Source organism: Desulfonatronum lacustre DSM 10312, assembly GCF_000519265.1.
In the GTDB taxonomy this organism is placed as follows: domain Bacteria; phylum Desulfobacterota; class Desulfovibrionia; order Desulfovibrionales; family Desulfonatronaceae; genus Desulfonatronum; species Desulfonatronum lacustre.
Genome location: NZ_KI912608.1, coordinates 3,529,826 through 3,554,693 on the forward strand (window position 1 = coordinate 3,529,826; position 24,868 = coordinate 3,554,693).

At 62.2% G+C, this 24,868-nt stretch carries 22 protein-coding genes; 14 read left to right on the forward strand and 8 right to left on the reverse strand.

Translation table 11 applies throughout. The annotated features are described in order from the left end of the window. Positions 1-166: 166 nt before the first annotated feature. From DESLA_RS0116610 to DESLA_RS22000, 9 genes are all read left to right on the forward strand, one after another. On the forward strand, positions 167-730 hold the full coding sequence (locus DESLA_RS0116610; RefSeq protein WP_028573346.1) for a hypothetical protein: 564 nt from the start codon (positions 167-169) through the stop codon (positions 728-730). Next, positions 727-1,449 carry a class I SAM-dependent methyltransferase gene (locus tag DESLA_RS0116615; protein ID WP_245590085.1) on the forward strand — a complete coding sequence of 241 codons (723 nt, stop codon included), beginning with the start codon at positions 727-729 and terminating at the stop codon, positions 1,447-1,449. Before DESLA_RS0116610 ends, DESLA_RS0116615 begins: the two co-directional genes overlap by 4 nt. After that, complete coding sequence (nikR, locus tag DESLA_RS0116620) at positions 1,442-1,861, forward strand: nickel-responsive transcriptional regulator NikR (protein WP_028573348.1); 420 nt, start codon at positions 1,442-1,444, stop codon at positions 1,859-1,861. The genes DESLA_RS0116615 and nikR overlap by 8 nt, the downstream gene beginning before the upstream one ends. 11 nt (positions 1,862-1,872) lie before the next feature. Next, positions 1,873-2,661, forward strand: coding sequence for a GTP cyclohydrolase FolE2 (gene folE2 / locus DESLA_RS0116625; protein ID WP_035261977.1), 789 nt, complete (start codon positions 1,873-1,875; stop codon positions 2,659-2,661). Between the two features lie 275 nt (positions 2,662-2,936). Next, entirely contained in the window at positions 2,937-3,317 is a 381-nt protein-coding gene (locus tag DESLA_RS0116630) for a flagellar basal body rod C-terminal domain-containing protein (RefSeq protein WP_028573350.1), read from the forward strand. Further along, positions 3,314-4,219 (forward strand): rhomboid family intramembrane serine protease, encoded by a 906-nt coding sequence (locus DESLA_RS21090; protein WP_051434780.1) that lies wholly within the window; start codon positions 3,314-3,316, stop codon positions 4,217-4,219. Before DESLA_RS0116630 ends, DESLA_RS21090 begins: the two co-directional genes overlap by 4 nt. Before the next feature lie 60 nt (positions 4,220-4,279). Next, on the forward strand, positions 4,280-5,698 hold the full coding sequence (pyk, locus tag DESLA_RS0116640) for a pyruvate kinase (protein WP_028573351.1): 1,419 nt from the start codon (positions 4,280-4,282) through the stop codon (positions 5,696-5,698). A 225-nt stretch (positions 5,699-5,923) separates the two neighbouring features. Next, positions 5,924-6,937 carry a sigma-54 interaction domain-containing protein gene (locus DESLA_RS0116645; RefSeq protein WP_028573352.1) on the forward strand — a complete coding sequence of 338 codons (1,014 nt, stop codon included), beginning with the start codon at positions 5,924-5,926 and terminating at the stop codon, positions 6,935-6,937. A gap of 329 nt (positions 6,938-7,266) precedes the next feature. Beyond that, positions 7,267-10,401 (forward strand): tetratricopeptide repeat protein, encoded by a 3,135-nt coding sequence (locus DESLA_RS22000; RefSeq protein WP_156933003.1) that lies wholly within the window; start codon positions 7,267-7,269, stop codon positions 10,399-10,401. 206 nt (positions 10,402-10,607) lie between these two features. On the opposite strand, the gene DESLA_RS21100 is transcribed toward DESLA_RS22000, so the two are convergent. Together DESLA_RS21100 and DESLA_RS0116660 are read right to left on the reverse strand one after the other, a co-directional pair. Next, positions 10,608-13,913, reverse strand: coding sequence for an efflux RND transporter permease subunit (locus DESLA_RS21100; RefSeq protein WP_035261981.1), 3,306 nt, complete (start codon positions 13,911-13,913; stop codon positions 10,608-10,610). Next, a complete protein-coding gene (locus DESLA_RS0116660; protein ID WP_028573353.1) occupies positions 13,910-15,148 on the reverse strand; it encodes an efflux RND transporter periplasmic adaptor subunit in 1,239 nt (412 codons plus the stop codon). Before DESLA_RS0116660 ends, DESLA_RS21100 begins: the two co-directional genes overlap by 4 nt. A gap of 175 nt (positions 15,149-15,323) precedes the next feature. Between DESLA_RS0116660 and DESLA_RS0116665 the strand changes: the two genes are divergently transcribed. Then, positions 15,324-16,496: an Sfum_1244 family protein gene (locus DESLA_RS0116665; RefSeq protein ID WP_156933004.1), complete on the forward strand. Its 1,173-nt coding sequence runs from the start codon at positions 15,324-15,326 to the stop codon at positions 16,494-16,496. Positions 16,497-16,549: 53 nt separating this feature from the next. Here DESLA_RS0116665 and DESLA_RS0116670 read toward each other — a convergent pair whose 3' ends face one another. Further along, positions 16,550-17,059, reverse strand: coding sequence for a peptidylprolyl isomerase (locus DESLA_RS0116670; RefSeq protein WP_028573355.1), 510 nt, complete (start codon positions 17,057-17,059; stop codon positions 16,550-16,552). 263 nt (positions 17,060-17,322) lie between these two features. On the opposite strand from DESLA_RS0116670, the gene DESLA_RS0116675 reads away from it, so the two are divergent. Both DESLA_RS0116675 and DESLA_RS0116680 read left to right on the forward strand, forming a co-directional pair. Beyond that, positions 17,323-17,763 carry a universal stress protein gene (locus DESLA_RS0116675; RefSeq protein WP_028573356.1) on the forward strand — a complete coding sequence of 147 codons (441 nt, stop codon included), beginning with the start codon at positions 17,323-17,325 and terminating at the stop codon, positions 17,761-17,763. A gap of 92 nt (positions 17,764-17,855) precedes the next feature. Then, positions 17,856-18,044, forward strand: coding sequence for a hypothetical protein (locus DESLA_RS0116680; protein WP_028573357.1), 189 nt, complete (start codon positions 17,856-17,858; stop codon positions 18,042-18,044). A 138-nt stretch (positions 18,045-18,182) separates the two neighbouring features. On the opposite strand, the gene DESLA_RS0116685 is transcribed toward DESLA_RS0116680, so the two are convergent. The 5 genes from DESLA_RS0116685 to DESLA_RS21105 all read right to left on the reverse strand — a co-directional run bounded on the left by DESLA_RS0116685 (position 18,183) and on the right by DESLA_RS21105 (position 22,045). Beyond that, positions 18,183-18,620 (reverse strand): putative toxin-antitoxin system toxin component, PIN family, encoded by a 438-nt coding sequence (locus tag DESLA_RS0116685; RefSeq protein WP_028573358.1) that lies wholly within the window; start codon positions 18,618-18,620, stop codon positions 18,183-18,185. After that, positions 18,610-18,894: a type II toxin-antitoxin system Phd/YefM family antitoxin gene (locus tag DESLA_RS0116690; protein WP_211239070.1), complete on the reverse strand. Its 285-nt coding sequence runs from the start codon at positions 18,892-18,894 to the stop codon at positions 18,610-18,612. The genes DESLA_RS0116685 and DESLA_RS0116690 overlap by 11 nt, the downstream gene beginning before the upstream one ends. Before the next feature lie 486 nt (positions 18,895-19,380). Then, on the reverse strand, positions 19,381-20,115 hold the full coding sequence (locus DESLA_RS0116695) for a SagB/ThcOx family dehydrogenase (RefSeq protein WP_211239071.1): 735 nt from the start codon (positions 20,113-20,115) through the stop codon (positions 19,381-19,383). Beyond that, positions 20,112-20,381, reverse strand: a complete 270-nt coding sequence (locus tag DESLA_RS0116700) for an amphi-Trp domain-containing protein (RefSeq protein ID WP_035261984.1) — start codon at positions 20,379-20,381, stop codon at positions 20,112-20,114. Before DESLA_RS0116700 ends, DESLA_RS0116695 begins: the two co-directional genes overlap by 4 nt. 254 nt (positions 20,382-20,635) lie before the next feature. Continuing rightward, positions 20,636-22,045 carry an exo-beta-N-acetylmuramidase NamZ family protein gene (locus DESLA_RS21105; protein WP_084032144.1) on the reverse strand — a complete coding sequence of 470 codons (1,410 nt, stop codon included), beginning with the start codon at positions 22,043-22,045 and terminating at the stop codon, positions 20,636-20,638. 124 nt (positions 22,046-22,169) lie between these two features. Here DESLA_RS21105 and DESLA_RS0116715 point away from each other — a divergent pair, with 124 nt between their 5' ends. Then, entirely contained in the window at positions 22,170-23,903 is a 1,734-nt protein-coding gene (locus DESLA_RS0116715; protein ID WP_028573363.1) for a uracil-xanthine permease family protein, read from the forward strand. Positions 23,904-23,963: 60 nt separating this feature from the next. Next, positions 23,964-24,797: an alpha/beta fold hydrolase gene (locus tag DESLA_RS21110; RefSeq protein ID WP_051434783.1), complete on the forward strand. Its 834-nt coding sequence runs from the start codon at positions 23,964-23,966 to the stop codon at positions 24,795-24,797. The last annotated feature ends 71 nt before the right edge of the window (positions 24,798-24,868 follow it).

A 24,868-nucleotide genomic window follows, 5' to 3' on the forward strand; every position in this document is an offset into this window, starting at 1 on the left:
TTCTGGAACAATACCAACATGTTGATGAAAATAGATCGCGGCAGCCATTGCCAGAAGCCGACACCGAAGATATATACCAAGCTTTGAGGATAAGCAAAAAGAAATCATATTGCCCCCCTGAAAGGGGCTTTGCCGCGGCGAATCGGCTTCTTGAGGATGATGATTCATGCAGGTAACGGAAAATCAGTTTTACATGCTCAAGGATATCCACGTGCTGACCAAGGTCGGATCCAAGGGGGGATGTCTGCCGCTCAAGGACGCCTTGATTTACGATCCAAAGGAATTGCGGGGCCTGCAAGACAACGACTACGTCAAGGCCGTGACCTTGATGATGCCCTGTGGCGGAGAAGTGCGCGGGTTCAAGTTGACGCGCAAGGGCGAATGGACCTTGCGTAAGCTGGAGGCCAAGTACCGATTGGACTCCTTGGACGCCGCGATCCAGCTCCACGCGGAACGCCACTGCCTGACCCCGGATCAGGTGGATATACTGCGAGACATCTATCATTTCTGCCGATTGAGCAAGTCAGGGGGCATCTTTCCGCGCAAGGAGGCCGAGGCGGGCTGTCGGGCGGATGACCTGGAATTTCTCTATCTGCATGGCTATATTCTGAAAATCCAATCCGGCGACTCCTCCGGCAAGAAAGAGAAAGGTTTTATTCTCTCCAATAAGGGCGAAGACGTCGTGTGCGATGTGGAGGCCCCCCGGGAGCGGGGATATTGCTCCCCGTGAACTCCACGTCGTTTCCAACCCGAGCCGACGACGCGACGCGCCACGCGGCCTTGGTCGCCGCGGCGCAATGTCTGCGGATCAATGTCGCGAAGCGATCCTGGGCCGTTTATCGTCCCGGGGATCTGGAAGCGCTTTGGCAACAGATGGGCGAGGCGGATTTCGGACCGGATGAGCGGATTCCTTACTGGGTGGAGTTGTGGCCGGCCAGTTTGTTGTTGGTGGAATGGCTGGACCGGTGTCGAGACCGGATTCAGGGGAAGTCCTGCCTGGATGTGGGCTGCGGTCTGGGGCTGAGCGCCTGCCTGGCCGCGGACGCCGGAGCACGGGTGGTGGGACTGGACTACATTCAGGACGCCCTGCGCTATGCCCGGGCGAACACCAGGGAGAACCGGGTGGCTTTTTCTCCGCTCTGGGTCCAGATGGACTGGCGGTGGCCCGGCCTTAAACCGCGTTGTTTCGACCTGATCTGGGGGGCGGACATCTTTTATGAACAACGGTTCGCCCAGCCCTTGATGCGTCTTTTTGAACATGTCTTGGCTCCCGGCGGTCGCGTGTGGCTGGCCGAGCCGGAGCGCAGCGTTTCCACCGGAGCCTGGGAACTGTTGCGGGAAGCAGGCTGGGAGGTGCGCCGGGCCACGCGCAAGGCGGTGCCGACCGAAGGGTACACGGTGAACATCAATATTTGGGAAGCACAAAAAAACGAGGTGGAGCATGGGTAAGACGATTCGATTCGGAGTTTCACTGGATTCCGATCTTCTGGAAAAATTTGACGCGCTGTGCGATGAGCGATCCTACCAGACCCGGTCCGAGGCCATCCGCGACCTGATCCGCAATATGCTGGTTCAAAAGGAGTGGGAGGACCTGGACGGGGAAACCGCGGGCACGCTGACCATGGTCTATGATCACCACCAAAGCGATTTGGCTCAGAAGTTGACCGAATTACAGCACGACTACCTGGACATCATCGTGACTTCCCAGCATGTCCACCTGGATCACCACAATTGCATGGAAATTCTTGTGCTGCGCGGCACTGGCGAGCGCTTGCGCGACTTGGGCGCGAAGCTGACCGCCACCAAGGGAGTCAAACACGGCACCTTGAACTTGACCACCACCGGCAAGAACCTGGAGTAGTGCCGGGCCACATGCTCGACGACGTTCAGAACACCCCGGCCTCGGTCCCCGTGGACATCGACCGGGTCGGCATCCGGCACGTAAACTTTCCGCTCGCGGTTTTGGACCGGGCCCAGGGGCGGCAGCACACCGTGGCCCAGGTGGAAATGGGCGTGGATTTGCCGGCCCGCTTCAAGGGCACCCACATGAGCCGGTTCGTGGAGGCCCTGCAGGCGTGGTCCGGTGTTTTGGATTATCCGAACCTGAAGCACCTGCTGGGCGACATCCAGAACCGGTTGGACGCCCGGAAGGCCTGGATCAGCTTTTGTTTTCCCTTTTTCCTGGAACGGTCCGCGCCGGCCAGCGGCAGCCGGTCCCGGATGGACTATCACTGCCGGGTGGTCGGGGAACACCAGGACGGTCGGCTGCTGTTCGGCCTGGAAGTGGAGGTCCCGGTGATGACCGTATGCCCCTGCTCCTTGGCCATTTGCGACCGGGGCGCTCACAGCCAGCGGGCCATGGTCCGGATTCGGACCCGGAACAAGGGGTTGATCTGGCTGGAAGACCTGATCGAACTGGCCCAGGAATCCGCTTCCTCTCCAGTTTACGCGCTGCTCAAGCGCGAGGACGAGAAACGGATCATCGACAACGCTTTTGAACAACCTTGCTTCGTGGAAGACGTGGTCCGCAACGTTTCCCGCGGCCTGGAACGCCTGGACCAGCTTTTGTGGTACCGCGTTGAAGTAGAGAGCCAGGAATCCATCCACAACCACAGCGCCTACGCCCGGATCGAGCGTTCCCTCGCCCAAGCAAAGGGGTAGCTGGCTCAACAATCGAAATCGAAATCGAAATCGAAGTCTGAATAGCCTCGACCAAACCAAGCTCAAGGCATGGGAGCAACAGGCTTTTTCGCGTTATTGATTTCGATCACGATTTCGATACCGATCCGATAGCGCGTGAGAATCGAGAACAAAATTGCCTTGGCTGTCCTCGAGTGGATTTGAAAAGCAAGGTCGACTCGGGTAGACTCAAAACCTGCAGTATGCGTCGAGCGGCACCGCCCTGAACCGCCGAACCTCGGGACAAGGAGCCGAACATGAACATATCCCCCAATATCCAGGCCATGCAGGCCATCGGCTTGTCCCGGCAGATCGGGGCGAACAACGTGGCCAACATGAACACCCCGGAATTCAAGGCATCGCGGTTGTCCTTGGAAACCGGACCTGACGGCTACGGCGTCAGGCCGCAAAGCATCGACCAGGACACCTCTCCCGGCCCGCTTATGCCCGCGCTGGAAGGAAAGGTGGACGAGGACGGGATGCTGAACACGGTCTGGGGGCTGACCGAGGGCAGCAACACCGAACTGGTCACGGAAATGGTCAATTCCATCCGGGACGAGCGGACTTTTGAAGCCAACGTGGCCATGGTTCGCGCCTGGGACGACATGACCGGAACCGTCTTGGATCTGCGTGCGTGAATGACTTCACCGCCCAGGACGAGCCCCGCTCACTCTGGGACAATTTGACTTCGCACCAGGCGGATCGGTACGCTTTGGTCCTGGCCGCGGCGGGAATTCCCTACCGTTTCCGTCGTTCCGGCTGGGGGTGGACTCTGGAAGTCCTGGAGCGGGACGTTTCCCGGGCCGTGACGGAAATCGAACAGTTCAATCTCGAAAATCCCCTTCTGGAAGATCACCGGCAACGTCCTGCCCCATTCCTCCCCCCACCGCCGCAAACTCTGACCGGAGCAGCGGCGGCTCTGTTGCTTCTGGTTTTCCATCTGGTCACTTCCCGCAACGGGGCCCATGAAGCCATGATCATGGAGGCCGGAGCCCACGCGGCCCGGATTCTCGAAGGCGAATACTGGCGCACGGTGACCGCTTTGACGCTGCACGCCGACGCACGGCATTTGGCTGGAAACATGCTGGGCATCGCGGTCTTCGGCACACTTCTGTGCCGGAGAGTGGGCGTGGGCGCGGCCTGGCTGCTGATCGTTCTGGCCGGAGCCGGCGGGAATCTGCTCAATGCCTGGCTGCACCAAACCGGCTTTCTCTCCATCGGGGCTTCCACCGCGGTTTTCGCGGCTGTGGGTCTGCTGGGAGGGGTCCGCGTTTTTCCCATGGAGGGTGCGGAATATTCCGGCCCCAGGTCGTGGCTGCTCCCCGTCGGCGCGGCCTTCGGGCTGCTGGCCATGCTGGGCAGCGACGTGCAGACCGACATTGGGGCGCACCTGATGGGCTGCGTGGTGGGGTTCGTTCTGGGAATCGCCTATACCCTGATGGGGCCGCGCCACGTCAGCGAAACCCGCCAGAATCACCTGCTTTTGGTCGCCCTGGCTGTGATAGCCGGATCCTGGTGGTTGGTCCTGGAAGGGAGCTGAACTTTAGCCTGATCCACAACAACCGTGTTTTTTGGTTTCGATCCACAAAGGAGAAACGCAATGCACTGCAAGACTGTCGCCACCCTCGGTCCGGCTTCGCTGAACTACGACGTAATGAAGGCCATGGTTCAGCATGGGGTCCGCATTTTTCGGCTGAATTTCTCCCATGCCGACGCCCAGTTTTTTGTCCCAGCCATGGAGATGATCCGCCGCCTGGAGGGAGAACTGGAATTACCCTTGACCGCCATGGCTGATCTTTGCGGCCCCAAGGTGCGCATCGGCGACGTGGATGGCTCGCCGCTGCAAGTGAACAAGGGAGGCCACGTTCTTTTGGGGCCTCTGGAGCTAAAGCGCCCTGGGTCCGCTCCCTATATCAGCCTGGAGATTCCGGCCCTGTTGCAAGGCCTCCAGGTGGGCATGCCGGTGAACCTCAGCGACGGCATGCTCCAGTTTCGCGTCTCCCGAGTAATTCAGGAGAACGAACTTTTTGAGCTGGAGGCTCAGAACGGGGGCTATCTGACCTCGCATAAGGGCATTTCCTTTCCCGGGAAAAATCTTTCGATCAAGGCGCTGACGGACAAAGATCGTAAGGACGTACGCGAAGCCTTGGAGATCGGCATTGATGCCGTGGCCCTGTCCTTCGTACAGGAAGCCTCGGATGTGGCCGACCTGCAGCAAGTGATCCGAGAGCAGGGCGCTTGGATTCCGGTGATCGCCAAGCTGGAGCGTCAGAACGCCGTGGACAATCTGGAATCCATCCTGGCTCTGGCCGACGGGGTGATGGTCGCCCGGGGCGATCTTGGCCTGGAGTGTCCGCTTTCGGCCTTGCCGATCATCCAGAAAAGAATCCTCCGGGCTTGTCGCCATGCCCAGAAACCGGCCATCGTGGCCACCCAGATGCTCTTGTCCATGGTCACGAATCCCATTCCCACACGGGCTGAATGCACGGACGTTGCCAACGCCATTCTGGACGGCGCGGACTGCGTGATGCTGTCCGAGGAGACCGCGGTGGGCAACAATCCGGTGGAGGCGGTGCGCTATATGCACGATATCGCCAGGGACGCGGAGGCCTATTATCTGGAGCGGCTGGGCGAGCCGTACTTCCCCAGGAAGGAAAAAAATCCCGCCAAGTATCTGGCCTATGCCGCCTGCCTGCTGGCTGACAACGCCGAAAGCAAGGCCCTGGTCTGCCACTCCTCCACGGGCACCACCGCCCGGTTGATTTCCAGCCGCCGACCGGCCCGGCCCATCTACGCCCTGACCACCGACGACCGGGTCCTGCGGGCCCTGAATTTCGTCTGGGGGGTCCATCCCCGCCTCGTGAAGCCGCAATTGGACAGCCACATGAGCCGGGCCACCAATTTCGTGCAGGAGTTTCCCGTATTCCAGTCCGGGGACAACGTGATCATCACCTCGGGGCAGAAAACGCCGGGACAAAAGGAAATGTCCACCAACCAGATCAAGATCTACACCAAATAGCGCACACCCTCCCACCGTGCTTTCAGCCCGCGCTTGGCCCTTCCCGCCGAGCGCGGGATTGTTTTTGGCATCACCGGCTTTTCCTCCATTTCGCCGATCGTGACATGTATTTGAAAAATCGTTCAGGGCTTGACTTTGTGTCAGAACGTTGACACGTATCCTGTCTTTGGATGAAGGACTGTTTTATCAGCATTTTTCCAGTAGAGTACTCAGGAGTATTCCGTCATGGGCGTTGATCGGACCGGAATCATCGGGGAGAGCCCCAGTCTGCGGCAGGTGTTCGGCGTGCTGGCCAAGGTATCGCCCACGGACAGCACCGTTCTGGTCACCGGAGAATCCGGGACTGGAAAGGAACTGCTGGTGCGCGCCCTGCACGCCAACAGCAAGCGCAAGGGTAAGCCATTCGTGCCCATCAACTGCGGCGCCATCCCCAGGGACCTGCTCGAATCCGAGTTGTTCGGCCATGAGAAAGGCGCGTTCACGCATGCCATTCGATCCCGGATGGGCCGCTTCGAAATGGCCGACGGCGGAACGATTTTTCTGGATGAAATCGGGGAACTGGACCTGACCCTGCAGGTGAAGATCCTGCGGGTGATCCAGGAAAAGGAATTCGAACGGGTCGGCGGGACCGTGACCACCAAGGTGGACGTGCGTATCGTCGCGGCCACCAATCGGGACCTGGAGCAGGAGGTGGCCCAGGGGCGGTTCCGGGAGGACCTGTTCTATCGTCTGAACGTGATTCCGATCCACCTTCCCCCGCTGCGCGAACGCGACGACGACATCATCTTGCTGGGGAAGCACTTTCTGAACGTGTTCTGCGAGCAAAAACATCGGGAGTTGTTGCGCTTGTCGCCCAAGGCCCAGGACTTTCTGATAGCCTACCCTTGGCCCGGAAATGTCCGGGAATTGGAAAATTTCATGGAGCGCATTTCCATTCTGTGCGAGAACAATGAAGTCGCTCCGGAGGATTTGCCCGAAAAAATCCTGAAGTTCGTGGGCCATGAGGTTCCGAAGCGGAAGCCGAAACTCGCCCTGGAAGGCTTTGCCTGGCCGACCCTGGTGGATTTGCGCGGTCAGAGCGGAGGGTTGAAGGAGTTCATGGACGAGATCGAAGACCGCCTGCTTCAGGAAGCCCTGGAGGAATGCGGGGGCGTCAAAAATCAGGCGGCGGAACTGCTGGGAATCAAGCGCACCACGCTGATCGAAAAGCTCAAGAAGCGCAACGCCGCCAACGGCTGACCGCAGGCATGACGACGCCTCGGTCTTGCCTGACTGAGCAGTGAGATTATTTCTCTTCTTCATGGTTCAGCATGCTTTTTGCTAGGTAGTTTCCATCCGGAAACTCTTTTGTTTCCGATGCTGAAACTGTCGGTTTTCAAGACATCATGCCCGTATATCCCAGCCAGCCCCATGTAGCCGCTTCACGACGACGTCCGCGAACCCGGCGGCCCTGCTGTTTCGCACCGGCGGCATCAGCCTGGAGCGCGATGATTGCGTTCTGGATCGTGTGCGGGATTGCGGCGGCACTCGTTCTTGCTTTCGGGGTCGGACCCGTCTTGGCTTTGGAGATGAGCCTGCGACAGTATCCACAGCGGGAGCAGGTGACATTACAGTTGCCGGTGGACACCACGACGACTCCGACCGCTCCTCTGGTGCGTCGTGTCGACGGCCGGGTCGTCCGGCTGGAACTGTCCGGCGTGGGCCAAAGTGAGCTGGCTGAGCTGGTCCTGCCCTCTCCCGCAGGATCGCGGCTGTTGACGGCCTTTCTCCGGGACCCTGCCGGTCTCGTGGTGCGCACAAGCACCGAGGCTTTTGGTTTCGTCTCGCAATTCAATCCCTCCACCGGTCTGTTGCTGGTGGACTTTTTCCCGGACCCTTTGGGCAATCGCTGGCGGGACACCGCCCCGCGCCCAGCCCCCTCAGCGCCTCCAGCGCTTCCGGCTCGCCCCGAACCAGCCCCCGAACCAGCCCCGGGACCTGTTCCCGAACCTTCCGAGGTCCCGGCGGTAAGCCCTCCGGAACCACCCCCTGCCGCTCCTCCACCTCCTTCTTCCCAAGCTCGGGCGTCCATTGAACCGAGCGAGATGCCCGACCAGCGGATCGTCCCGAGGGCGGAGCCGCCTGCAGACAGCATGACGGGGGAGATTCGTCGGCCACTGCGGGAACGTCCGGAAGACGAAACCGACGACCCGGTCTCCATGGCCGATCCGATTTCCACGGCTACGGATGAAACACCTCAAGTCCGGGCACCGATCCGCGCCGCTGTTCCCGAACAGATTGAGCCGTCCGCTCCTCCCACGTCCGCGTCGGATACCGTTTCTCCGCGGATACAGACCCAGGACCAGCCCCAGGACCAGACCCAGGATCTGAGCGCGGTTCGCTCTCCGATTTCGCGTGTCGGCCCGGAACAAGCAGCCCCAGTGGCTCCGATCGCTGAACGAGCCGTTGAGCGACAAACCGAGCCCCCAGCGGAAGCACCAACCGACCCACCAACTGAACCAATGGTTGAACCGCTCCCGGTCGTGCCCGATGTCACGCGGCAAGCTGAACCTGCGATGCGCCGGGAGCCTATTCTCCGTCAGCCGGTGATGGAAGCCGAGACGGCGCGTGAGGAAGACGCCGAATCTGCTCCCGCGGTAGAGGCGGTTCCTGAGTCGCCCGCGGAGGTCGCGGAGGTCGCGGAGGAACCGGACGCCCTGCCGGACCAGCTCGAATCGCCTCCGGAGCCGGAGCCTTCTCCCGCTCCCTTCGCGCCGGAGCGGGCCGAGGACCCGGACGCGAAATATCAGCGGTTGCTGTCATCGGCCAGAGCAGCGATGATGAATTCGGAGTTCGATGTGGCCATCGAGGCCTTGCGTGCTCTTTCCAATCTGCCGGACCTGTCGGACGCGGTGCGGGAGGAGGTGCTTTACAACATCGGCGACGCCTTGTTCGGTCTGCACCAGGCTGATCTGGCCGATAATTTCGGACCCGTCGCCCACGCCTATGAACGGGCCATGAACTTCAACCCAAAATCCCAGAGGACCGCCCTGGCCTTACGCAACCTGGGAGTGCTTCATTTGCGGGTGAACAACCTGCCGGAGGCCAAGGCGTATTTCAACGTGCTCAAGCGCGACTATCCCCATGATCCTCTTGTGCCCACCGCGGAGTACTATCTCGGACAGTTTTTTCTGGAACGGGGGGACTACGATCAAGCCGCGGATCACTTCCAGATCGTGGTTCAGAATCATCCGGAGCACTCCATCGCCCAGCAATCCTCGGTGGGATTGGCCAAGGCCTTGAACGCCCTGGGCTATGACGAACAGGCATTCCAGATCATGGATTTTATGGAGAAGCGCTGGCCCAGATACTATATCGACGAACCCGAACTGCTGGAGTTGGCCGGAATCATCGCCTTGCGCGTCAACGCGCTGGACTCCGCGAAGCAGCGTTTGCTGACCTATTACAACCTGATGCCGGACACCCCGGAAGCTCATATGCTGTTGGCCCGGATCGGGGACATCTATCTGCTTTCCGGGCAGTCGGATCCGGCCAGACGAGTCTTTGAACGGGCCGCGGAGCTCTTTCCGGACCAGGAGGGCGGCTTGATCGCCAAGATGCGTCTGGTGGAGGGCGGGATCCATGATGAACCCAGTCTGGACGATATGTTTGCCACGCGCAGGGCCGCGGAGGTTTATTCTGAAATTATTTCCAAACACCCTGACAGCCCCCTGGCCGCGGTGGCCACGATCAAGCTGGCCATCTGGCAGATATGGAACAAGCGGCTCGAGGACAGCTTGATGGTCGTCAGTGAGTTCTTGGCGAATCAACCCAACCATTCTCTGGTTCCCAAGGCTTTGGAAGTAGGGACCGAAGCGTTCACGCAGTTGGTGGAGCGCAACGCGGCGGACGGACGATATCCCGAGATTTTGGAGCAGTGGGACGAGAATGTCTTTCTCCACGACTTGCTGGACGAGTTGTCTCCAAGCACCCAGCTCGGCTTGGCCATGGCTTACTGGAGGGCCGGCGATCTGGAGCAGGCCATTGCCTTGGCCAGGCCCTACCTTCGGGAGGACACGCCCAAGGAGCTGCAAATCGCGGCTTTGGAGTTGATTCTGGGAATTTTTCTGGAACAGCAGGAGTGGACGCGCATCGTGGACCTGGCTCCACTACGGGACGACCTGCCCGGGCCGCAGCGGCGGGAGCTGACCTATTCCGTGGCCCTGGCCATGGAAAACCTGGGCCGCTCCGAGGAGGCCCGGCCGCTTTGGCGCGGGCTGGCCGAAGACTTCGACCTGACCGACGCCCAGCGCGGCTATGCCCTGTACTTTCTGGCCCGCACGGCCATGCAGGAGGAAAATTTCGAACGCGTTTACCTCTACGCCCAGGAAGCTCTGAGCCTGTTGCTGCTGGACCGGGAGGACCCCGGCAAGATCAGGGATGCCGTAACCTGGCTGACCCAGGTCACGGAACGCACCGGTCGGCTCCAGGAAGCCCTGGCCTGGGCCTTGGAACTGGACCAACTCATCGACCGTTCCGACCCGGACTGGAGCATGAGCCGCTATCGTCTGGCTCAACTCTATCAGCGCGCCCAGAACCACGCCGAATGGAAAGCCGTTCTGGAAGACTTGAAAGCCGAAGACCCCCAAGGCCTCTACGGGCGCCTGGCCGCCTCCGCCCTCCAGGGACGTACCCTGGAAGACAGCGCGGGTCGTTTTTATTAGGGCCTGTTTCTCAAAATAGTTCGTAACTACTCAGCACAAAGCAATGCTGCTGTCGGGGTCGGAATCGGAATCGGGATCGAAAACGCTGGGATGCGTTCTTAATTTTTCCTGTTTCGATTCCGATACCGATACCGACCCCGATTGCCGGAACAAGAGCGGAGGTGAAATGTGCTGAGTAGATACAATAGTTCCAGATATTTCGGCTTCTATGATCTGTTCCGGAACAGGACGTAGTAGGCCACGGGGATCAGTACCAGGGTAAAGACCGTGGAGGCGATCAGGCCGAAGATCAGGGCCCAGGCCAGGCCGGAGAAGACCGGGTCCAGGGTGATGGGCCAGACGCCCAGGGCCGTGGTCAGGGCGGTGAGTACGATGGGCTGGAGGCGGATGGCCCCGCTTTGGAGTACGGCATCCCTGAAGTCCTGGCCCCGCTCCACGGCGGCCCGGATGAAGTCGATGAGCACCAGGGAGTTGCGGATCACGATCCCGCCCAGGGCGATCATCCCGATCATGGCCGTGGCCGTGAAAAAGACCGGGTCCGCGAAACCGTCCACCTCCCGGCCGGTGAGCAGGTTCAGCAGCCAGAATCCGGGCATGATGCCCATCAGGGTCAGCGGGATGGCGGTCATGATCAACAGGGGCAGGGCCAGGGACGCTGTCTGGACCACCAGCAGCAGATAGATCCCGACCATGGCCGCGCCAAAGGCCAGCCCCAGATCCCGGAAGACATCCACGGTGATCTTCCATTCCCCCTCCCCGGTCCAGACCACGTCGATGCCTTGGGGCGGCGGAGAGGCGCGCAGCTTGGCTTGCAGGTCCAGCACGGCCTCGGCCGGAGGCAGACCCGCGGTTTCCGCGGTGACGTAGACCACCCGGCGCAGATTCTTGTGCAGGATGGGCTGTTCTTCCATTTCCCGGACAAATTGGCCCAGCTCGCCCAGAGGGAGCATGCTTCCATCCGCTCCGCGCACGTGCAGAGCCTCCAGATCCGCCGGGGAGACGCGCAGCTCCCGGGGCAGGATCACTCGTACGGGCAGGGTCTGGCGTTCGTGGGGGCTTTGGATCGTCGCCGGGGTGGTTCCGGCCGCGGCCATGCGTAGGGCGTGGAGCAGGTCCCGGGCGCTCAGGCCGTGCAGCCCGGCTTTTTCCCTGTCCGGGACGAAGGTCAGCCTGGGGCGGGCAGCGACGCGGCTGTCGTCCACATCCACCACGAACTCCTTGGCCTCCATCATGTCCCGGACATGCTCCGCGCCTTGGAACAGACGCCCGTAGGGCTGTTCCGGGCCGCCGTAGATTTCCGCTACCAGGGTGGCCATGACCGGCGGGCCGGGAGGGATTTCCACGATCTGGATGGTGGCCGACCACTGCCTGGCGATGTGTTCCAGGTCGTTGCGCACGGAGAGGACGATCTCGTGGCTTTGGCGGCGGCGTTCGCCTTTGGGCGTCAGATTGATCCGGATGTCGCCCAGGTGGCCGCCCTCCCGGGCATAGTAGCGGCGGACCATCCCGTTGAAGTCCATGGGCGAGGCCATGCCGGCGAAGCTGAGCACGCTCACGGCTTCGGGCAGTCCGGCCAGGTAGGCGGCCATGTCCCGGAGCACCGCGTCCGTGGTTTCCAGGGGCGTGCCCTCGGGCATGTCCACCACCACCTGGAACTCGTCGCGGTTGTCAAAGGGCAGCATTTTCAGGGGCACCAGGCGCAGCGCGGCAAGGGACGCGGCCAGGACCAGCAGGGCCAGGACCACGCCGACCAGGGCCACGCGCAGGACGCGATGGTCCAGAAACGGGCCGACCACGGTGCGGTAGGCGCGCAGGACCCAGTCCGGCACCCCGGTAGCGTTTGTAGCGTTGGCATCGGCGGCCGGGGCGGGAGGAGGATTGGCGGCGGGTCGCATTTTACGGCGCAGCAGCAGGTGGCAGAGCCAGGGGACGATGGTCAGGGCGCAGATCGTGGAGAAGATCACGGTCAGGGGCACGTTGGCGGCCATGGGGGCCATGTACGGGCCCATCATCCCGGTGATGAAGAACAGCGGCAGGAAGCAGGCGATGATGGCCAGGGTGGACATGATCACCGGCACGAAGACCTCGGCCACGGCACTGAGCGTGGCCCAGGCCGGGCCGGGGTGGTTCAGGCGCATGTGCCGGCGGATGTTGTCCACGTTGGTGATCGGGTCGTCCACCACCAGACCCAGGGAAAGGATCAGGGCGAAGAGGGTCACCCGGTTGATGGTGTAGCCCAGCAGATGGCTGCTGAACAGGGCCAGTGAAAAACTGACCGGAATGGCCACGGCCACCACCAGGGCGGCCCGCCAGCCCATGGTCAGGGCCAGCACGATCACCACCGTGGACACGGCGAAGACCAGGGACCAGAGCAGATCATTGACCTTGTTCTGGGCGGTTTGACCGTAGTCCCGGGTGACTTCCAGATGCACGTCCTCGGGCAGCACAAGGGGGCGCAGGGTCTGGGCCGCATCCAGGATGCCCCGGGTCACGGCCACGGCGTTGGCCCCGCGCTGTTTGGCCAGGGCCAGGGTCACGGCGGGCATTTCCAGGGAATGTCCGCCGTGACCCTGGCCCCGTCCGCCCCGTCCACCCTCGGGCAGGTTCCGGGCTTGCGTATCGCCGAAGCGGATGCGGGTATAGCCGGTCGGCTCGCAGGGGCCGTCCAGAACCCGGGCCACGTCCCGGAGGTGCACCGGTCGGGCCTGATTGCGGTCCTGGTACACGCCCACCACCACCCCGGCCACGTCCGCCGCGGAGGTGAACCGTCCGTCCCCCAACACGTTCAGTTCCCGGTTGCCCCGGAGCAGGGATCCGGCGCTGAGCGCCGTGTCCGCCGCGATCAGCACGCGCTCCAGGTCGGCGAACGTCACCCCGTGCCCGGCCATGCGCGACGGGTCCGGCTCCACCCGGATTTCCCGGTGTCGGCCCCCGACGATGACGGCCCGGGACACGTCCGGAACCTCGGACAAGCGGGACAGCAATTCCTCCCCGATCCGGCGCAGCTCGAAATCGGACCGGGTCGGGGAGTACAGGGTCAGGGTGAGCACGGGCACGTCGTCGATTTCCACGGGCCGGATCAGCCAGTCGGTCACCAGCGGCGGGACCTGATCCTCGTGCATGGCGATCTTGTTGTGCAGCTTGACCAGGGAGCGCTCCCGGTCCTCGCCCACGAAAAAACGGACCGTGACCACGGCTTGGTCCCTCCGGGACACGGAATAAACGTACTCCACCCCGTCAATCTGCCAGAGCAGCTTTTCCAGCGGCGTGGCCACCAGTTTTTCCACCTCTTCCGGTCCTGCCCCCGGAGCCTGGACGATGACGTCGGCCATGGGCACCACGATCTGGGGCTCTTCCTCCCGGGGCGTGACCAGCAGGGCCGCGACCCCCAGGGCCAGGGCCAGAACCAGAAACACCCCGGCCAGATGCGAGGAGAGAAACGGGGCCACCAGGGCCGGGACGAGCCCAGGAGGGCGGGTGGGCTGGTGGGAAGGAGAGGCGGAAGGCGTCATGATCCGGGAGCGGGATGCAGCCAGAGCCGTTCGCCACCGTCCAGGCCGGAGAGAACCTCGACCTGGTCGTCATGGACGCGGCCCAGGCGCAGGTGGCGCAAGGTGTAGGTGGAATCGTCATGGACCACGGCGGCCAGCTCCAGTTGCCCGATGCGGAGCACGGCCCGGGAATCCACGAGGACCATTGGTTGCGCGGGCATGGGGATATGCAGCCGGACGAACATGCCGGGCCGCGGATTCGTGTCCGGGATGTCGGTGGTCCTGGGGAGGGCCGCATCGGCAGGTGGCGGGGAAGCGGGGACCAGCTTGACCAGAAAGGTCCGCGAGTCCGTCGCCGCCAGAGGTTCGACCTCGTCCACCACCACGGGGAACTCCCGGTCCAGGGCGTCCACCCGGGCCGTGAACCCCGTTCCCACGGTCATCATCTGGTGAAACCGTTCCGGCACCTGGACCTCCAGGCGCGAATCCGGACTGTGCAGCAAGAGCAGGGTCCGCCCCGGCTGGACCACATCGCCCGGCTCAACGGAGCGCCGGGCGATGATCCCCTCCTCGGAAGCCGTGATGCTGGTATGGCCCAGGGCCACGGTGAGTTCCTGAATCCGCTGCTCCAGACGCGACTGCTGGGCTTCCAGTTCCTGGATGCTTTGCCCGGCCTGGCCGCTCTCGGCTCTGGCGGCCAGAAACGCGGCCCGTGCGTGGTCCAGTTCCTGGGCGGCGGACGCGCCCTGGGCGTGCAGGGCTTCGATCCGGGCAAAGTCGGATTGGGCCAGGTCGAATCCGGCCTGGGCCTTTTCCTGGCCCTGATGTGCCCGCTTCAGCGCGGAGCCCAGGGCTTCCAGGTCATGGCGGCCCTGGGCCAGGCGGGACTGGAGTTCCCGGTCGTCCAATTCCAACAGGGTTTCCCCCCGCCGGATCCGTTGCCCCGGACGGACCAGGACACGCCGGACCTCGGCCTGAACCTGGGCGCTGACCGCGATCTCGACCCTGGGCCGAATCTCGCCCACGGCCTCAATCCAGGCCGGTACGGCGGCTCGTAGCGCAACGGTAGTTTCCGTGCCTGGGGGCAGAACGCCGCCCTGGAGACTGTTCCGAAAGTCGCTCTGGGCGCCACTCCGGACGCCGGGCGAGGATGGTTCGGGCGGGGCGTCCTTAAGCAACAACCATGCTCCGCTCAGCAGCAGGATCAGCACGATGAGGGGAAGGAAAAGCAGCGGGCGGGGGAAGATGCGCGGCATAGGGGAAAGGGCGTTGTTTTTTCGGAAGCGGGATGCATTACCGAAGGTTGTCTTATCGACGTATGGTCCGCATCTTGTCAAATACGTCCGGAGCGGTCGGGTTCATTGAAAGGCGGGGGCGGAAGGTTTAGAAAAGCATCTTGATCGACGTCACCGCAAAACGAGGAGGCCTTTGGTGCTCACGGCAATCCAAACCTTACAGGAACAGGTGCAGTACAACTGTTCCATTTCCGACGCCAATTTCAGCGGCGCGTTTTCCCTGTGCGGGCTGTTGCTGCGGATGCGGGAGCTCTACAAGTGGGAAACCGGGCTGGCCCCCTGGGAGGAGCCGGAACACGGGCTGATTCTGGACTGGGTGGAGCAGCGGGAAGAGTTGTGGCAGAAGCTGGAAGGGCAAAGCAGTGAGTCATTAAACCTGGACGGCGAGGAGTTGGACCCGTTCGAGGTGGAACGGGTCAACGAGCGGCTGGCGTCCCGGAACCTGCTCTACGGCGCGGGCTATGTGCTGGGGATGAAGCCCAGCTTTTTGCTGGCCGAGCCGGTGGAATCGCAATTGGTCGAAGGGCTGCGGGTGTACACGGTGGACCACGAGTTGTGCCGGGACATTTTTGCGTCCCCGGTGATGCGCCAGGGCGAGCGGATCATCGCCCGCCGCCACGCCATGGCCTGCCTGCTCTGGGATGTGATCCAGGAACAGCGGCCCTCGGTTCGCCCGGCCCTGGACTACGCCCTGGCCGGGTACGGCCTGAATACGCGGGATCTGCTGCATGGTCCGGGTAACTACGGGACGGTCTACCAGCGGATGGTGGCCGAGGAACTGCAACTCTGGGTGCATCACGAGATCGGCGAGGCCCTGGAGGATGCTTTCCCCGGCGACGTCTGGCACCAGATGGTGGCCAACACCTGCCAGACCCTGGCCGAGGTGTTCATCCGGGCGGTCAAGGACCTCCTGGCCGACACCCACCCCCAGGGCCTGCTGGCCCGGATGATCCAGGAAGACCGCAAACCGTCCCTGGGGCTGTACCTGGCCATGATGCGGCCTCTTTCCAAGATGCTCTTTCCGGACATCTTCACCGTGTTTCCAGACTTCATCCGTTCCGGAAACTGGAGCGAGGTGGACCGGGCACGACGCAAGGCCCATGCCGCGAGCCGAGGCCTGGCCGCCAGACTGGTGGACATCCACGCTGCCGCCGACCCGTTTGATCACGCCCGAACCGTGGACCGGATCATCGAGGACGTGATCCGGCCTCTGGGGATTGTCGAGGGGATGGATGTGGAGGCGGAAGGGGAAAGCAACGGTATGGACGTGGCCGAGGCGAGTGCAAAGAGTTCTTGCGGGGGAGGTTAAATCGCGAGGTCGGGCTTTTGCATTGAATGGTCCACGTTCGTCTGGAGGGCGGATCATTCGAAGCGCCGGGCGGAAACGATATACACCTCGTCCTTGGGCAGTTCCGGGAAGTCCTCCGTGGCCTTGACCACCTTCCAGTTGATCTTCTTGACCACGTCCGAGCCTTCCACAACCTGGGCGAAGACCGCGTAGCCGTAGCCTTCGTCGGAATCGTCCTGATAGTCCAGGTCCGGACCGTTGTCCGCGGCATTGATGAAGAATTCATCCGTGGCGGAATCCTTTTCCGGTGCCCGGGCCATGGCCACGCTGTCCTTGACGTTGGACAGCCCGCCCTTGGCCTCGTTGGGGATGGGGGCCAGCGTGGGTTTCTTGTTCAGTCCGCGGTCGTACCCGCCGCCTTGGATGACGAATCCGCGGACCACCCGGTGAAAAATGGTCCCGTCGTAATGCTTGGCGTCGACGTATTGCAGAAAATTGGCCACGGTACGCGGGGCCTTGTCCGGATACAGTTCAATGAGCAGGTCGCCCAAATTGGTTTCGATGAGGACGAACGGATTGTCCATGAGCGGTTCTCCATGTCGTGCGGGATGATATGGTCGGATGAATATGCGGAAAGACTTCCCGGAAAGCTCTTTGAACCTTGCTTTTCCTTGTGCGGACGGTCATACTGAAGATGTCCGTAAAAGACAAAGGGTGCAGAGCCGCATGCTCATTTTCGGCGGTTCAACTAATCGGTGTCACACGAATCGGCTCCGCGTTCGCTTGGATCAGCGCGGAGGTATCGCATCCGCGTCGAGTTGGATGCAAAATCCAGAGGAGGTGTCCCATGTCGAACATTAAGAAGATTCTGTGCGCGGTGGATTTCTCATCCGTCAGCGAAAAGGTGGCGGACTACGCGAAATCTCTGGCCAAGCCACTGGACGCGGAAGTCGTCTGCATCCATGTGGTTCCGTCCGGAACCATCTACGCCGACTTCGGCATCCCGATGAACTCCATGGAAACGTTTTGCACGACCATGGTTTCGGAAGGAGAAAAGACTCTGGCCGAATTCATGGAGCGCCATTTCAGCGACATGAATTGTCGGGCCAAGGTGACCTGCGGCGACTTTTCCGAGGAAATCCTGAATTGCGCCAAGGAAGAGCAGGCTGACATGATCGTGATGGGCACCCACGGGCGTAAGGGCATGGATCGTCTGCTGTTCGGCTCGGTGGCCGAAAAGGTGCTCCGCCAAGCTCCTTGCCCGGTGGTGGCGGTGCGTCCGAGTTAGCCTCGGTTCAAGCGTAAACGTAAACGGGCCGGGTCGTCTTGCTGACGATCCGGCCCGTTTGTTTTATTTCTCCCTCTGGCCTAGACCTAGGCTTGGTCCTGGTTCTGGGCATGGGGTGCGGCTCGGAGGAACAGCCTGCCAGATATGCGGATTTTCTGGCCAAGGTGATCAGACAGATATTACGGGAAGAAGCCGATCCAGACAGGCAGCGGGAAATCTGCAAGACGATCCTGGCCCACTTGGGAGTGCTGCCGAGCCTTTGCACGTGCCTACGCAACTGATCCCGGGCAAGAAAAACGTACTGCTGGAGATCAACGCAACACAGCCAGACCGGCCAGAACCTGAACAATCATAAGGAGAACGGGTATACCGTGCTTTTCTTTGTGCGGGAGAAAGCAAACATGACTTTTGTTGAGCAGTTACAAAAATAGCTGCTCCAAGGCTTCTTGGGCAGTCAGGATACGCAGTCCCGGCAGAGGTTTGACGGCCAAAAGGTCGTGGTCGCCGGTAATCAGCCATTCGGCCTGCGCGGCAAGGGCGGCATGGATGAACATGTCGTCGGACGCATCCCGGCAAAAGGATTGCGATGCGATGCCTTCGGGAACACGTATCCATTGCCCGGCGGCGCGGAGGTCGTGCAATATGGAGTGGCGCAATTCCATGCTGATGTAGCGGTCAAACTTGGGCAGCCAGAGTCTTGTTTGCAATTCGGCAAAGGTGGCCTCGGAAAAAACAGGTTGGCCAAGGCCCAGAACGGCTCGCGCCAGTTGGGCCGGGCAGCCTTCGCGGGACAGGGCCGCGCTGATCCAGATATTGGTGTCGAGTACGACCAACGGCCGTTGCCGTTCAGCTTTCATCGGCAAGGAGTTTTTCGAGGGTATCGCTGGTCAGTCCGGCAGCGGCCGCTTCTCTGGCGGACTGGTCCAGGGTTTGGCGGAGACGGTCGGCGTAAAATGCGCGCATGGCTTCATAGTCCTGGGGATTGACCATCACCCCGACCATCCTGTTGTGCCGCATGACGCCGACCGGTTCGCGCTGAGCGCGATCAAGAAATTCGCCAAAATGGGTTTTTGCCTCGTTTGCGGTGTAGGTATGCATCTTGCCTCCCTGGTTGTATAATTTTTTGATCATTTTGACCGAATCGTTCGATTCGGTCAAGGGTTCTTGCCCCCTTTTTCTTCATCCGTGCAGTCCGTGTAATCTGCGGATGAGAGTTGTTTTCATCTTCATAAAACATCCAGTCCGGCAAGTTCACCCTGCTCATGGTGGACGACTTTTCGGCCGATCCGTCCCCGCGTCCTGAAATTGAAACGGTATACTCGTTCAGGATTACCCGGTCGCGCAGGGCAACGGCTTATAGAGAAGGGGATTTTATGCGCTTGCTGACCGTGGCCTCTGATCATGACAGTTCATGCGGGAAGCTATGAGATGCATCCGGAGGGGGACAATGTTGGAATTTGAGGGAGGTGTCACGTCCAAGCACACGTAGCACGGTCTTCCAGGAAAGGACCAGCGTCGCGTTGATAATGGGCGAAGGGTTGGATTGACGGTCGCCGGGGCAACTGCTCCAGACGGTGGGCAGGCAATCCGCGCGGTGGCGGACACCCAGGTCCGCCCCTACCGCGGCTTGCCCACCGGGATCAGGTACAACGGGGCTTCGCCGGATGACAGGTTCAGCAGGGCGGCCACGTCCCGGTCGTCGAATGCGCCGATGACCACGCTGCCCAGGCCCAGGGCCACGGCCTGCAGGGACAGGTTCTGGGCGGCATGGCCGGCTTCCATGTCCACGTAGCGGATCGCGCGGCGGCCGTAGCGGGTTTCGGTCCGGGCGTGGACCGCGGTGACGGCGAAGGTGACCGGAGCCTGGAGCAGGGCGGACTGGTTCAGGGCGGCCCGGGCCAGGGACTGCCGCTGGTCCTCCTGGAGTACCGGGATGAGATCATGACGTCCTGGCGCGTAGCGGTACGCGCCAGGGGCGAGGCCTTCGGCCCGCCCGACGATGACGATGATCTCCAGGGGATAGGTCGCCCCGGCCGAGGGCGCCGTGCGCAGCCCCCGCCGGGGCTCGGTGACGCCCTGGGCGGCCCAGAGCAGTTGGCCGATCTCGGCCGGGGTTACGGGGTGGTCGCTGAAGCCGCGCACGGAGCGGCGCAGGGCCAGGGCTTCCTCCAGGGAGACGGGGCCGGACAGGGCCGGTTCGGGGAGTTGGATGGCTTGCGGTGTGGGCATGGCCTCACCTCCGGATTGCTGATCAGCATTGCAGGCAACACCCCAGAACACCAGGCAGAGAAGTGCGGCGGCCACCTTCAGGCCGCTCCAGGGCATGTCCCGGGACATGGGCCAGGCCCTCATGCCAGCTCGACGCCGCTGGTCGCCGATCCGCCGCCGGGCCGCCATTCCAGTTCCACTTCCAGGCTCATTTTCTCCCCGTCTCGCTTGGTTTCCCGCTCCAGCTTGGTTTCCAGGACCAGGTTTTGGGGAATCCGGACCTGTTGTTCCTGGTCTCCCTGCCGCAAAATCACTTCCCCCGCCTCGACCTTGTCCGCCAATTGCCGCAGAAACGCCGCTACATCGCCCCGGCTTTTGGGTTCTTCGCTTTTGAACAGCACTTCTTCCATTATGGTGGGCCTCCTTTTTTGGGGTTCAACGGTTCAACGGTTCAACGGTTTAGTGACTCAGCTCTCATCAAATACAGTATCTATTCAGCACATTTTGTGTCCGCTCTTGCTCCGGCAATCGGGGGCGGCGCTTCGCTATCGGAATCGGAACAGCAAAAATTTTGAACGCTTCCCAGCGTTTTCGATTCCAATCCCGATTCCCGCCCTCGACCTCCGCCTTCACCCTTCACCCTTCACCCTTCACCCGCATTCCCTCACCTCGGTTCATACAACAAATATTTCCGCCGCAACTCCTTGAACCGGTCCCGTCTTGGAGCGATGGCCCGTTCGATGGCTTCGGCGTCCGCGCCCTGGGAGACCATGAGCCGGATTTGGTCCGTGCCCAGGGCCCGGTCGAACAGGCTTTCCCGGATGCCCGGATTGTCGAAGAGTTTGCGTTCCGGGTAGAGAGTCTGGAGGATGGTCATCAGGGTGATCTGGGCGGTCATGGGGCGCAGGGCCAGGGGATCGGTGACCACCAGGTGCGCGCCGTGCACGGTTTGTCCGGCATGGCCGCCGTAGCCCGGAACGTAGGAGATGGGGCGGGCGCGGAGCCCGGGGATGTTCCGGGCATTGATGGCCGCCACCAGCTTGTGGCGGTCCATCCAGGGCGCGGCCAGACACTCGAAGGGCAGGGTGTAGCCCACTCCGATGTTCAGGCCGCCCCGCGTTTCGCCCAGCACGCCGGTCAGGCTGTAATGCACCGCCGAAATGGGCCAGGGGATGTGCGTGGATGTGGGCACCCAGGGCAGGCCGGTATCCGGGTAGCGCATGGTCCGCCGGTAGTTGGCCATGGGGATGATGGACAGCTGGCAGGGTTTGGCCAGGAACTCGCTGTTCAGCATCCAGGCCAGTTCGCCGGGGGTCATCCCGTACAGGGAGGCGATATCGTACTGCCCGATGCCGCTGCGGAACCGGCTGGTGTCCAGCACCGGGCCGTCCACGAAATCCGCGCCGATGGGGTTGGGCCGGTCCAGGACGATGAACGGAACCCCGGCCTCGGCGCAGGCGGCCATCATGTCGGCCATGGCGTAGATGTACGTGTAGGAGCTGGCCCCGATGTCCTGGATGTCGTAGAGCACCGCGTCCAGTCCGGCCAGCATGGCCGGGGTGGGTTTGCGGCGGTAGATGCTGTACACCGGCACCCCGGTCAGGGGCTCCACGTCGTCGGTCACGGCCTCCCCGGCGTAGATGTCCCCGCGAATGCCGTGCTCCGGGGCGAACAGCGCCCCCAGGCGGACGTCGGGATGCTCGTGCAGCAGGTCGATGGTCGAGCGCAGTTTGGCGTCCACCCCGGTGGGGTTGGTCAGCAGGCCCACGGTGCGTCCCTTGAGCAGCAAATCGAAAAACGAGATCATCACCTGCCCGCCGTCCGCTCCGCGCACCGTGGTCCGCCAGTCCCGGTCCAGCAGGACGTCCACGCCGAGGATCACGCGAGACTCAGTGGTCCGGGTGAAACTCCCGTCTCCGGCCGGAGACGCGAAAGAGGAATGCGCGGTGGATGGATCGGTAGAGGGCACGGAAGACGGCACGGGAGCGGGGGACGTCCGGGACGTGATGGCGGAGCAGCCGCTGATTCCCGTCAGCAGGAAAAAAAACACCAATACGGAAAACAAATGCGTCATGAAGTGACCTTGCCTGGTATCGACGACAGGTTTATCAGTGATGCGGGCAACGTCTTCACGGTTCGACGTCGGGGGCGCCCACGGCCCTTTCACGATGTGAACGGGTCACCCAATGGAATCTGCTATGGGAAAACGAAAAATCATTCAAGCGCGAAAGCCCCCAAACCTGCTCTACGGGGTTAACGATCGGCCCTCGGTCTGGACCCTGGCGATTCTCGGCGTGGAGCACGGCGCGCTGCTGATTTCCAGCCTGATGGCCGCCGTGTTTTTCGCCCAGGCTCTGGGCGCGGACGCGGCCCAAACCCGGTCCCTGGTCAGCGTCGGCCTGATCGCCGGAGGGCTGGCCAGCATTCTCCAGGCCACCAGGAAGTGGGGAATCGGCTCGGGCTATTTTTGCCTGCACACCAGTTCCTTCATCTATTTTCAGGCCTCCATCAGCGCGGCCCAGGCCGGCGGTCTGGCCCTGGTCTGCGGCATGACCGCCGCGGCCGGGGTCATGCAGATCCTGCTGGCCCGTGTCGTCGGCAAGCTGCGCACCCTGTTCCCTCCCGAAGTGGCCGGGCTGGTGGTGGCCATGGTCGGTCTGGCCCTGGCCCCGTACGCCGTCAAGTCCCTGTTCGGGCTGGGCCGCGAGGACACGCTGATCGAAGTGAGCGAAGTCCTGGTGGGCGTGGGCACCCTGGCAACCATTGTCGGGTTCACGGTCTGGGGCAAACGGGGCTTCAAGCTTTACTCGATCCTCTTGGGCATCGTCTTCGGCTACGGCTCGGCCTACGTTCTGGGGGTGCTGCCCGTGGGGATCCACGACCGCCTGGGAGAACTGCCCCTGGTGGCTCTGCCCCAGATCGTCCATCCGGGGCTGGCCTTTGATCCCGCGTTCATCCTGCCTTTTCTCATCGCCATGATCTGTTCGTCCCTGAAGCTGACCGGCGACGTGATCACCTGCCAAAAAATCAACGACCTGGACTGGAAGCGGGTGGACATGCAGTCCGTGCAACGCGGAATCAACGCCGAGGGGCTGGGCACCGCGGCGGCCGGCCTGTTGGGCGGAACCGGGCTGGCCGCGTCCTCCTCCAACATCGGCATGTCCTACGCCTCCGGGGCCACAAGCCGCTACATCGGCCACGCCACGGGGATTTTTTTCATCGCCTTGGCGTTTATGCCCCAACCGGCCTACGTCCTGAGCAATATGCCCGTTCCGGTGATCGGCGCGATCATCATCTACGCCGCCTGCTTCATGATCGTCACCGGCTGGTCCATCGTCATGACCCGAATGATCGACTCCAGAAAGACCTTCGTTGTCGGTATTTCCCTGATCATGGGCATGAGCGTGCTGGTGGCCCCGGAGATCTACGCGCCTCTGCCCGACCAGTTCAAGCCCATCTTCGGCTCGTCCATTGCCCTGACTGCGGTGACCGGGGTGCTTTTGAACCTGCTTTTTCGCATCGGCATCGGCGACCGGGCCGAATTGCTCCTGAGCGCCGCCAATGGTTCAGGGCAAAAAATCAACGATTTTTTTGTGGACCTGGGCGGCAAGTGGGGAGCCCGGCCCGAGGTGATCCGCAAAGCTGCGGCCGCGGCCGCGGAACTGCACGAGTCGCTGGTCGGACAGGGGTTGTCCCAGGGCGAAGAAGTTCTCTTGGCGGCGTACTTTGACGAGTTTCAGGTTCAAGTGGACATGACCTACCAGGGAGAGCCGGTCATTCTGAGCCACCATCGGCCCAGTCCCGAGCAGCTTTTGAAGGACGACCAGGCCTTCGCCAGGCTCTCCGGCTATCTGATCAGCCAGTACGCGGACACGGTGCGCCTGGAAAGCACCGGGCACAAGCACCGGGTGCGGATGGTTTTCGAACACTGAGGCGCGTATGGCAGGGAGGGAAGGTATGAAGGTGGGGAGGTGGCAAAGGAGGCGAGCGGAGTGAGTGAGTTGTACGAGACCGGCTTGGTGACGGCGGGGGACATTCAGATCACTTACCGGGAGTTCGGGCCGTTCGAGGCCGGAGGGGAAGCCTCTGAGCCCCTGGTGCTGATCATGGGCTACGGCGGGTTGATGGAGATGTGGCCTCCGGTTCTGATTCACCATTTGGCACGAGACCGCCGGGTGATCGTGTTCGACAACCGGGGCATGGGGTTCAGCGGCTCCTCGGACGCGCCGTACTCCATCGAATTGTTCGCCGACGATACACTGGCCTTGTTGGACGGGTTGGATATCGAAAAGGCCTCTGTCCTGGGTTGGTCCATGGGCGCGTTCATCGCCCAGGAACTGGCCCTAGGCCATCCGCGCCGGGTGAACAGGCTGATCCTTTTGACCGCCTCGTGCGGCGGCGAGGCCGCGATCTGGCCGGACGACGCGATCTGGAATTCCCTGACCGACCTTTCCGGAACCCTGGAAGAACGCATCCAGCGCATGCTGACAAACCTCTTTCCTCAAGCCTGGCTGCGTCAAAACCCCGACCCCTCCGCATACCTTCCCCCTATCACCGCCCCGATCATCGACGCCCACATCCAGCGCCAGGCCCGAACCCTGCGTACCTGGCCCGGCGCCTGCGACCGACTTTCAACCATCCCCATCCTCACCCTGATCATCACCGGAACCGAAGACCGGGTCATCCCCCCGGGAAACGCCCATATCCTGACCCACGCCCTGCCCCGCGTCCGGGCCGTCGAAATTCAGGGTGGCGGGCACGGGGTGATGTACCAGGAGCCGGAACGGCTGGCCGGGTTGGTCGACGTTTTTTTGGCTTTGGAGTGAAGTGCCGCCGGGGTGGTTATCCAAGATGGCGGAGGGGAAGGGATCGGGCATGGAAAAGCCCTGGAGGGTGG

What these genes read in the sequence shown, in the direction of transcription:
- pyk (WP_028573351.1), top strand. Translation starts at nt 4,280, where the DNA reads ATGCACTGCAAGACTGTCGCCACCCTCGGTCCGGCTTCGCTGAACTAC.
- DESLA_RS22000 (WP_156933003.1), top strand. Translation starts at nt 7,267, where the DNA reads ATGAGCCTGCGACAGTATCCACAGCGGGAGCAGGTGACATTACAGTTG.
- DESLA_RS0116715 (WP_028573363.1), top strand. Translation starts at nt 22,170, where the DNA reads ATGGGAAAACGAAAAATCATTCAAGCGCGAAAGCCCCCAAACCTGCTC.
- DESLA_RS0116610 (WP_028573346.1), top strand. Translation starts at nt 167, where the DNA reads ATGCAGGTAACGGAAAATCAGTTTTACATGCTCAAGGATATCCACGTG.
- DESLA_RS0116690 (WP_211239070.1), bottom strand. Translation starts at nt 18,894, where the DNA reads ATGATCAAAAAATTATACAACCAGGGAGGCAAGATGCATACCTACACC.
- folE2 (WP_035261977.1), top strand. Translation starts at nt 1,873, where the DNA reads ATGCTCGACGACGTTCAGAACACCCCGGCCTCGGTCCCCGTGGACATC.
- DESLA_RS0116645 (WP_028573352.1), top strand. Translation starts at nt 5,924, where the DNA reads ATGGGCGTTGATCGGACCGGAATCATCGGGGAGAGCCCCAGTCTGCGG.
- DESLA_RS0116675 (WP_028573356.1), top strand. Translation starts at nt 17,323, where the DNA reads ATGTCGAACATTAAGAAGATTCTGTGCGCGGTGGATTTCTCATCCGTC.
- DESLA_RS0116695 (WP_211239071.1), bottom strand. Translation starts at nt 20,115, where the DNA reads ATGAGGGCCTGGCCCATGTCCCGGGACATGCCCTGGAGCGGCCTGAAG.
- nikR (WP_028573348.1), top strand. Translation starts at nt 1,442, where the DNA reads ATGGGTAAGACGATTCGATTCGGAGTTTCACTGGATTCCGATCTTCTG.
- DESLA_RS0116670 (WP_028573355.1), bottom strand. Translation starts at nt 17,059, where the DNA reads ATGGACAATCCGTTCGTCCTCATCGAAACCAATTTGGGCGACCTGCTC.
- DESLA_RS0116630 (WP_028573350.1), top strand. Translation starts at nt 2,937, where the DNA reads ATGAACATATCCCCCAATATCCAGGCCATGCAGGCCATCGGCTTGTCC.
- DESLA_RS21105 (WP_084032144.1), bottom strand. Translation starts at nt 22,045, where the DNA reads ATGACGCATTTGTTTTCCGTATTGGTGTTTTTTTTCCTGCTGACGGGA.
- DESLA_RS21100 (WP_035261981.1), bottom strand. Translation starts at nt 13,913, where the DNA reads ATGACGCCTTCCGCCTCTCCTTCCCACCAGCCCACCCGCCCTCCTGGG.
- DESLA_RS0116700 (WP_035261984.1), bottom strand. Translation starts at nt 20,381, where the DNA reads ATGGAAGAAGTGCTGTTCAAAAGCGAAGAACCCAAAAGCCGGGGCGAT.
- DESLA_RS0116685 (WP_028573358.1), bottom strand. Translation starts at nt 18,620, where the DNA reads ATGAAAGCTGAACGGCAACGGCCGTTGGTCGTACTCGACACCAATATC.
- DESLA_RS0116660 (WP_028573353.1), bottom strand. Translation starts at nt 15,148, where the DNA reads ATGCCGCGCATCTTCCCCCGCCCGCTGCTTTTCCTTCCCCTCATCGTG.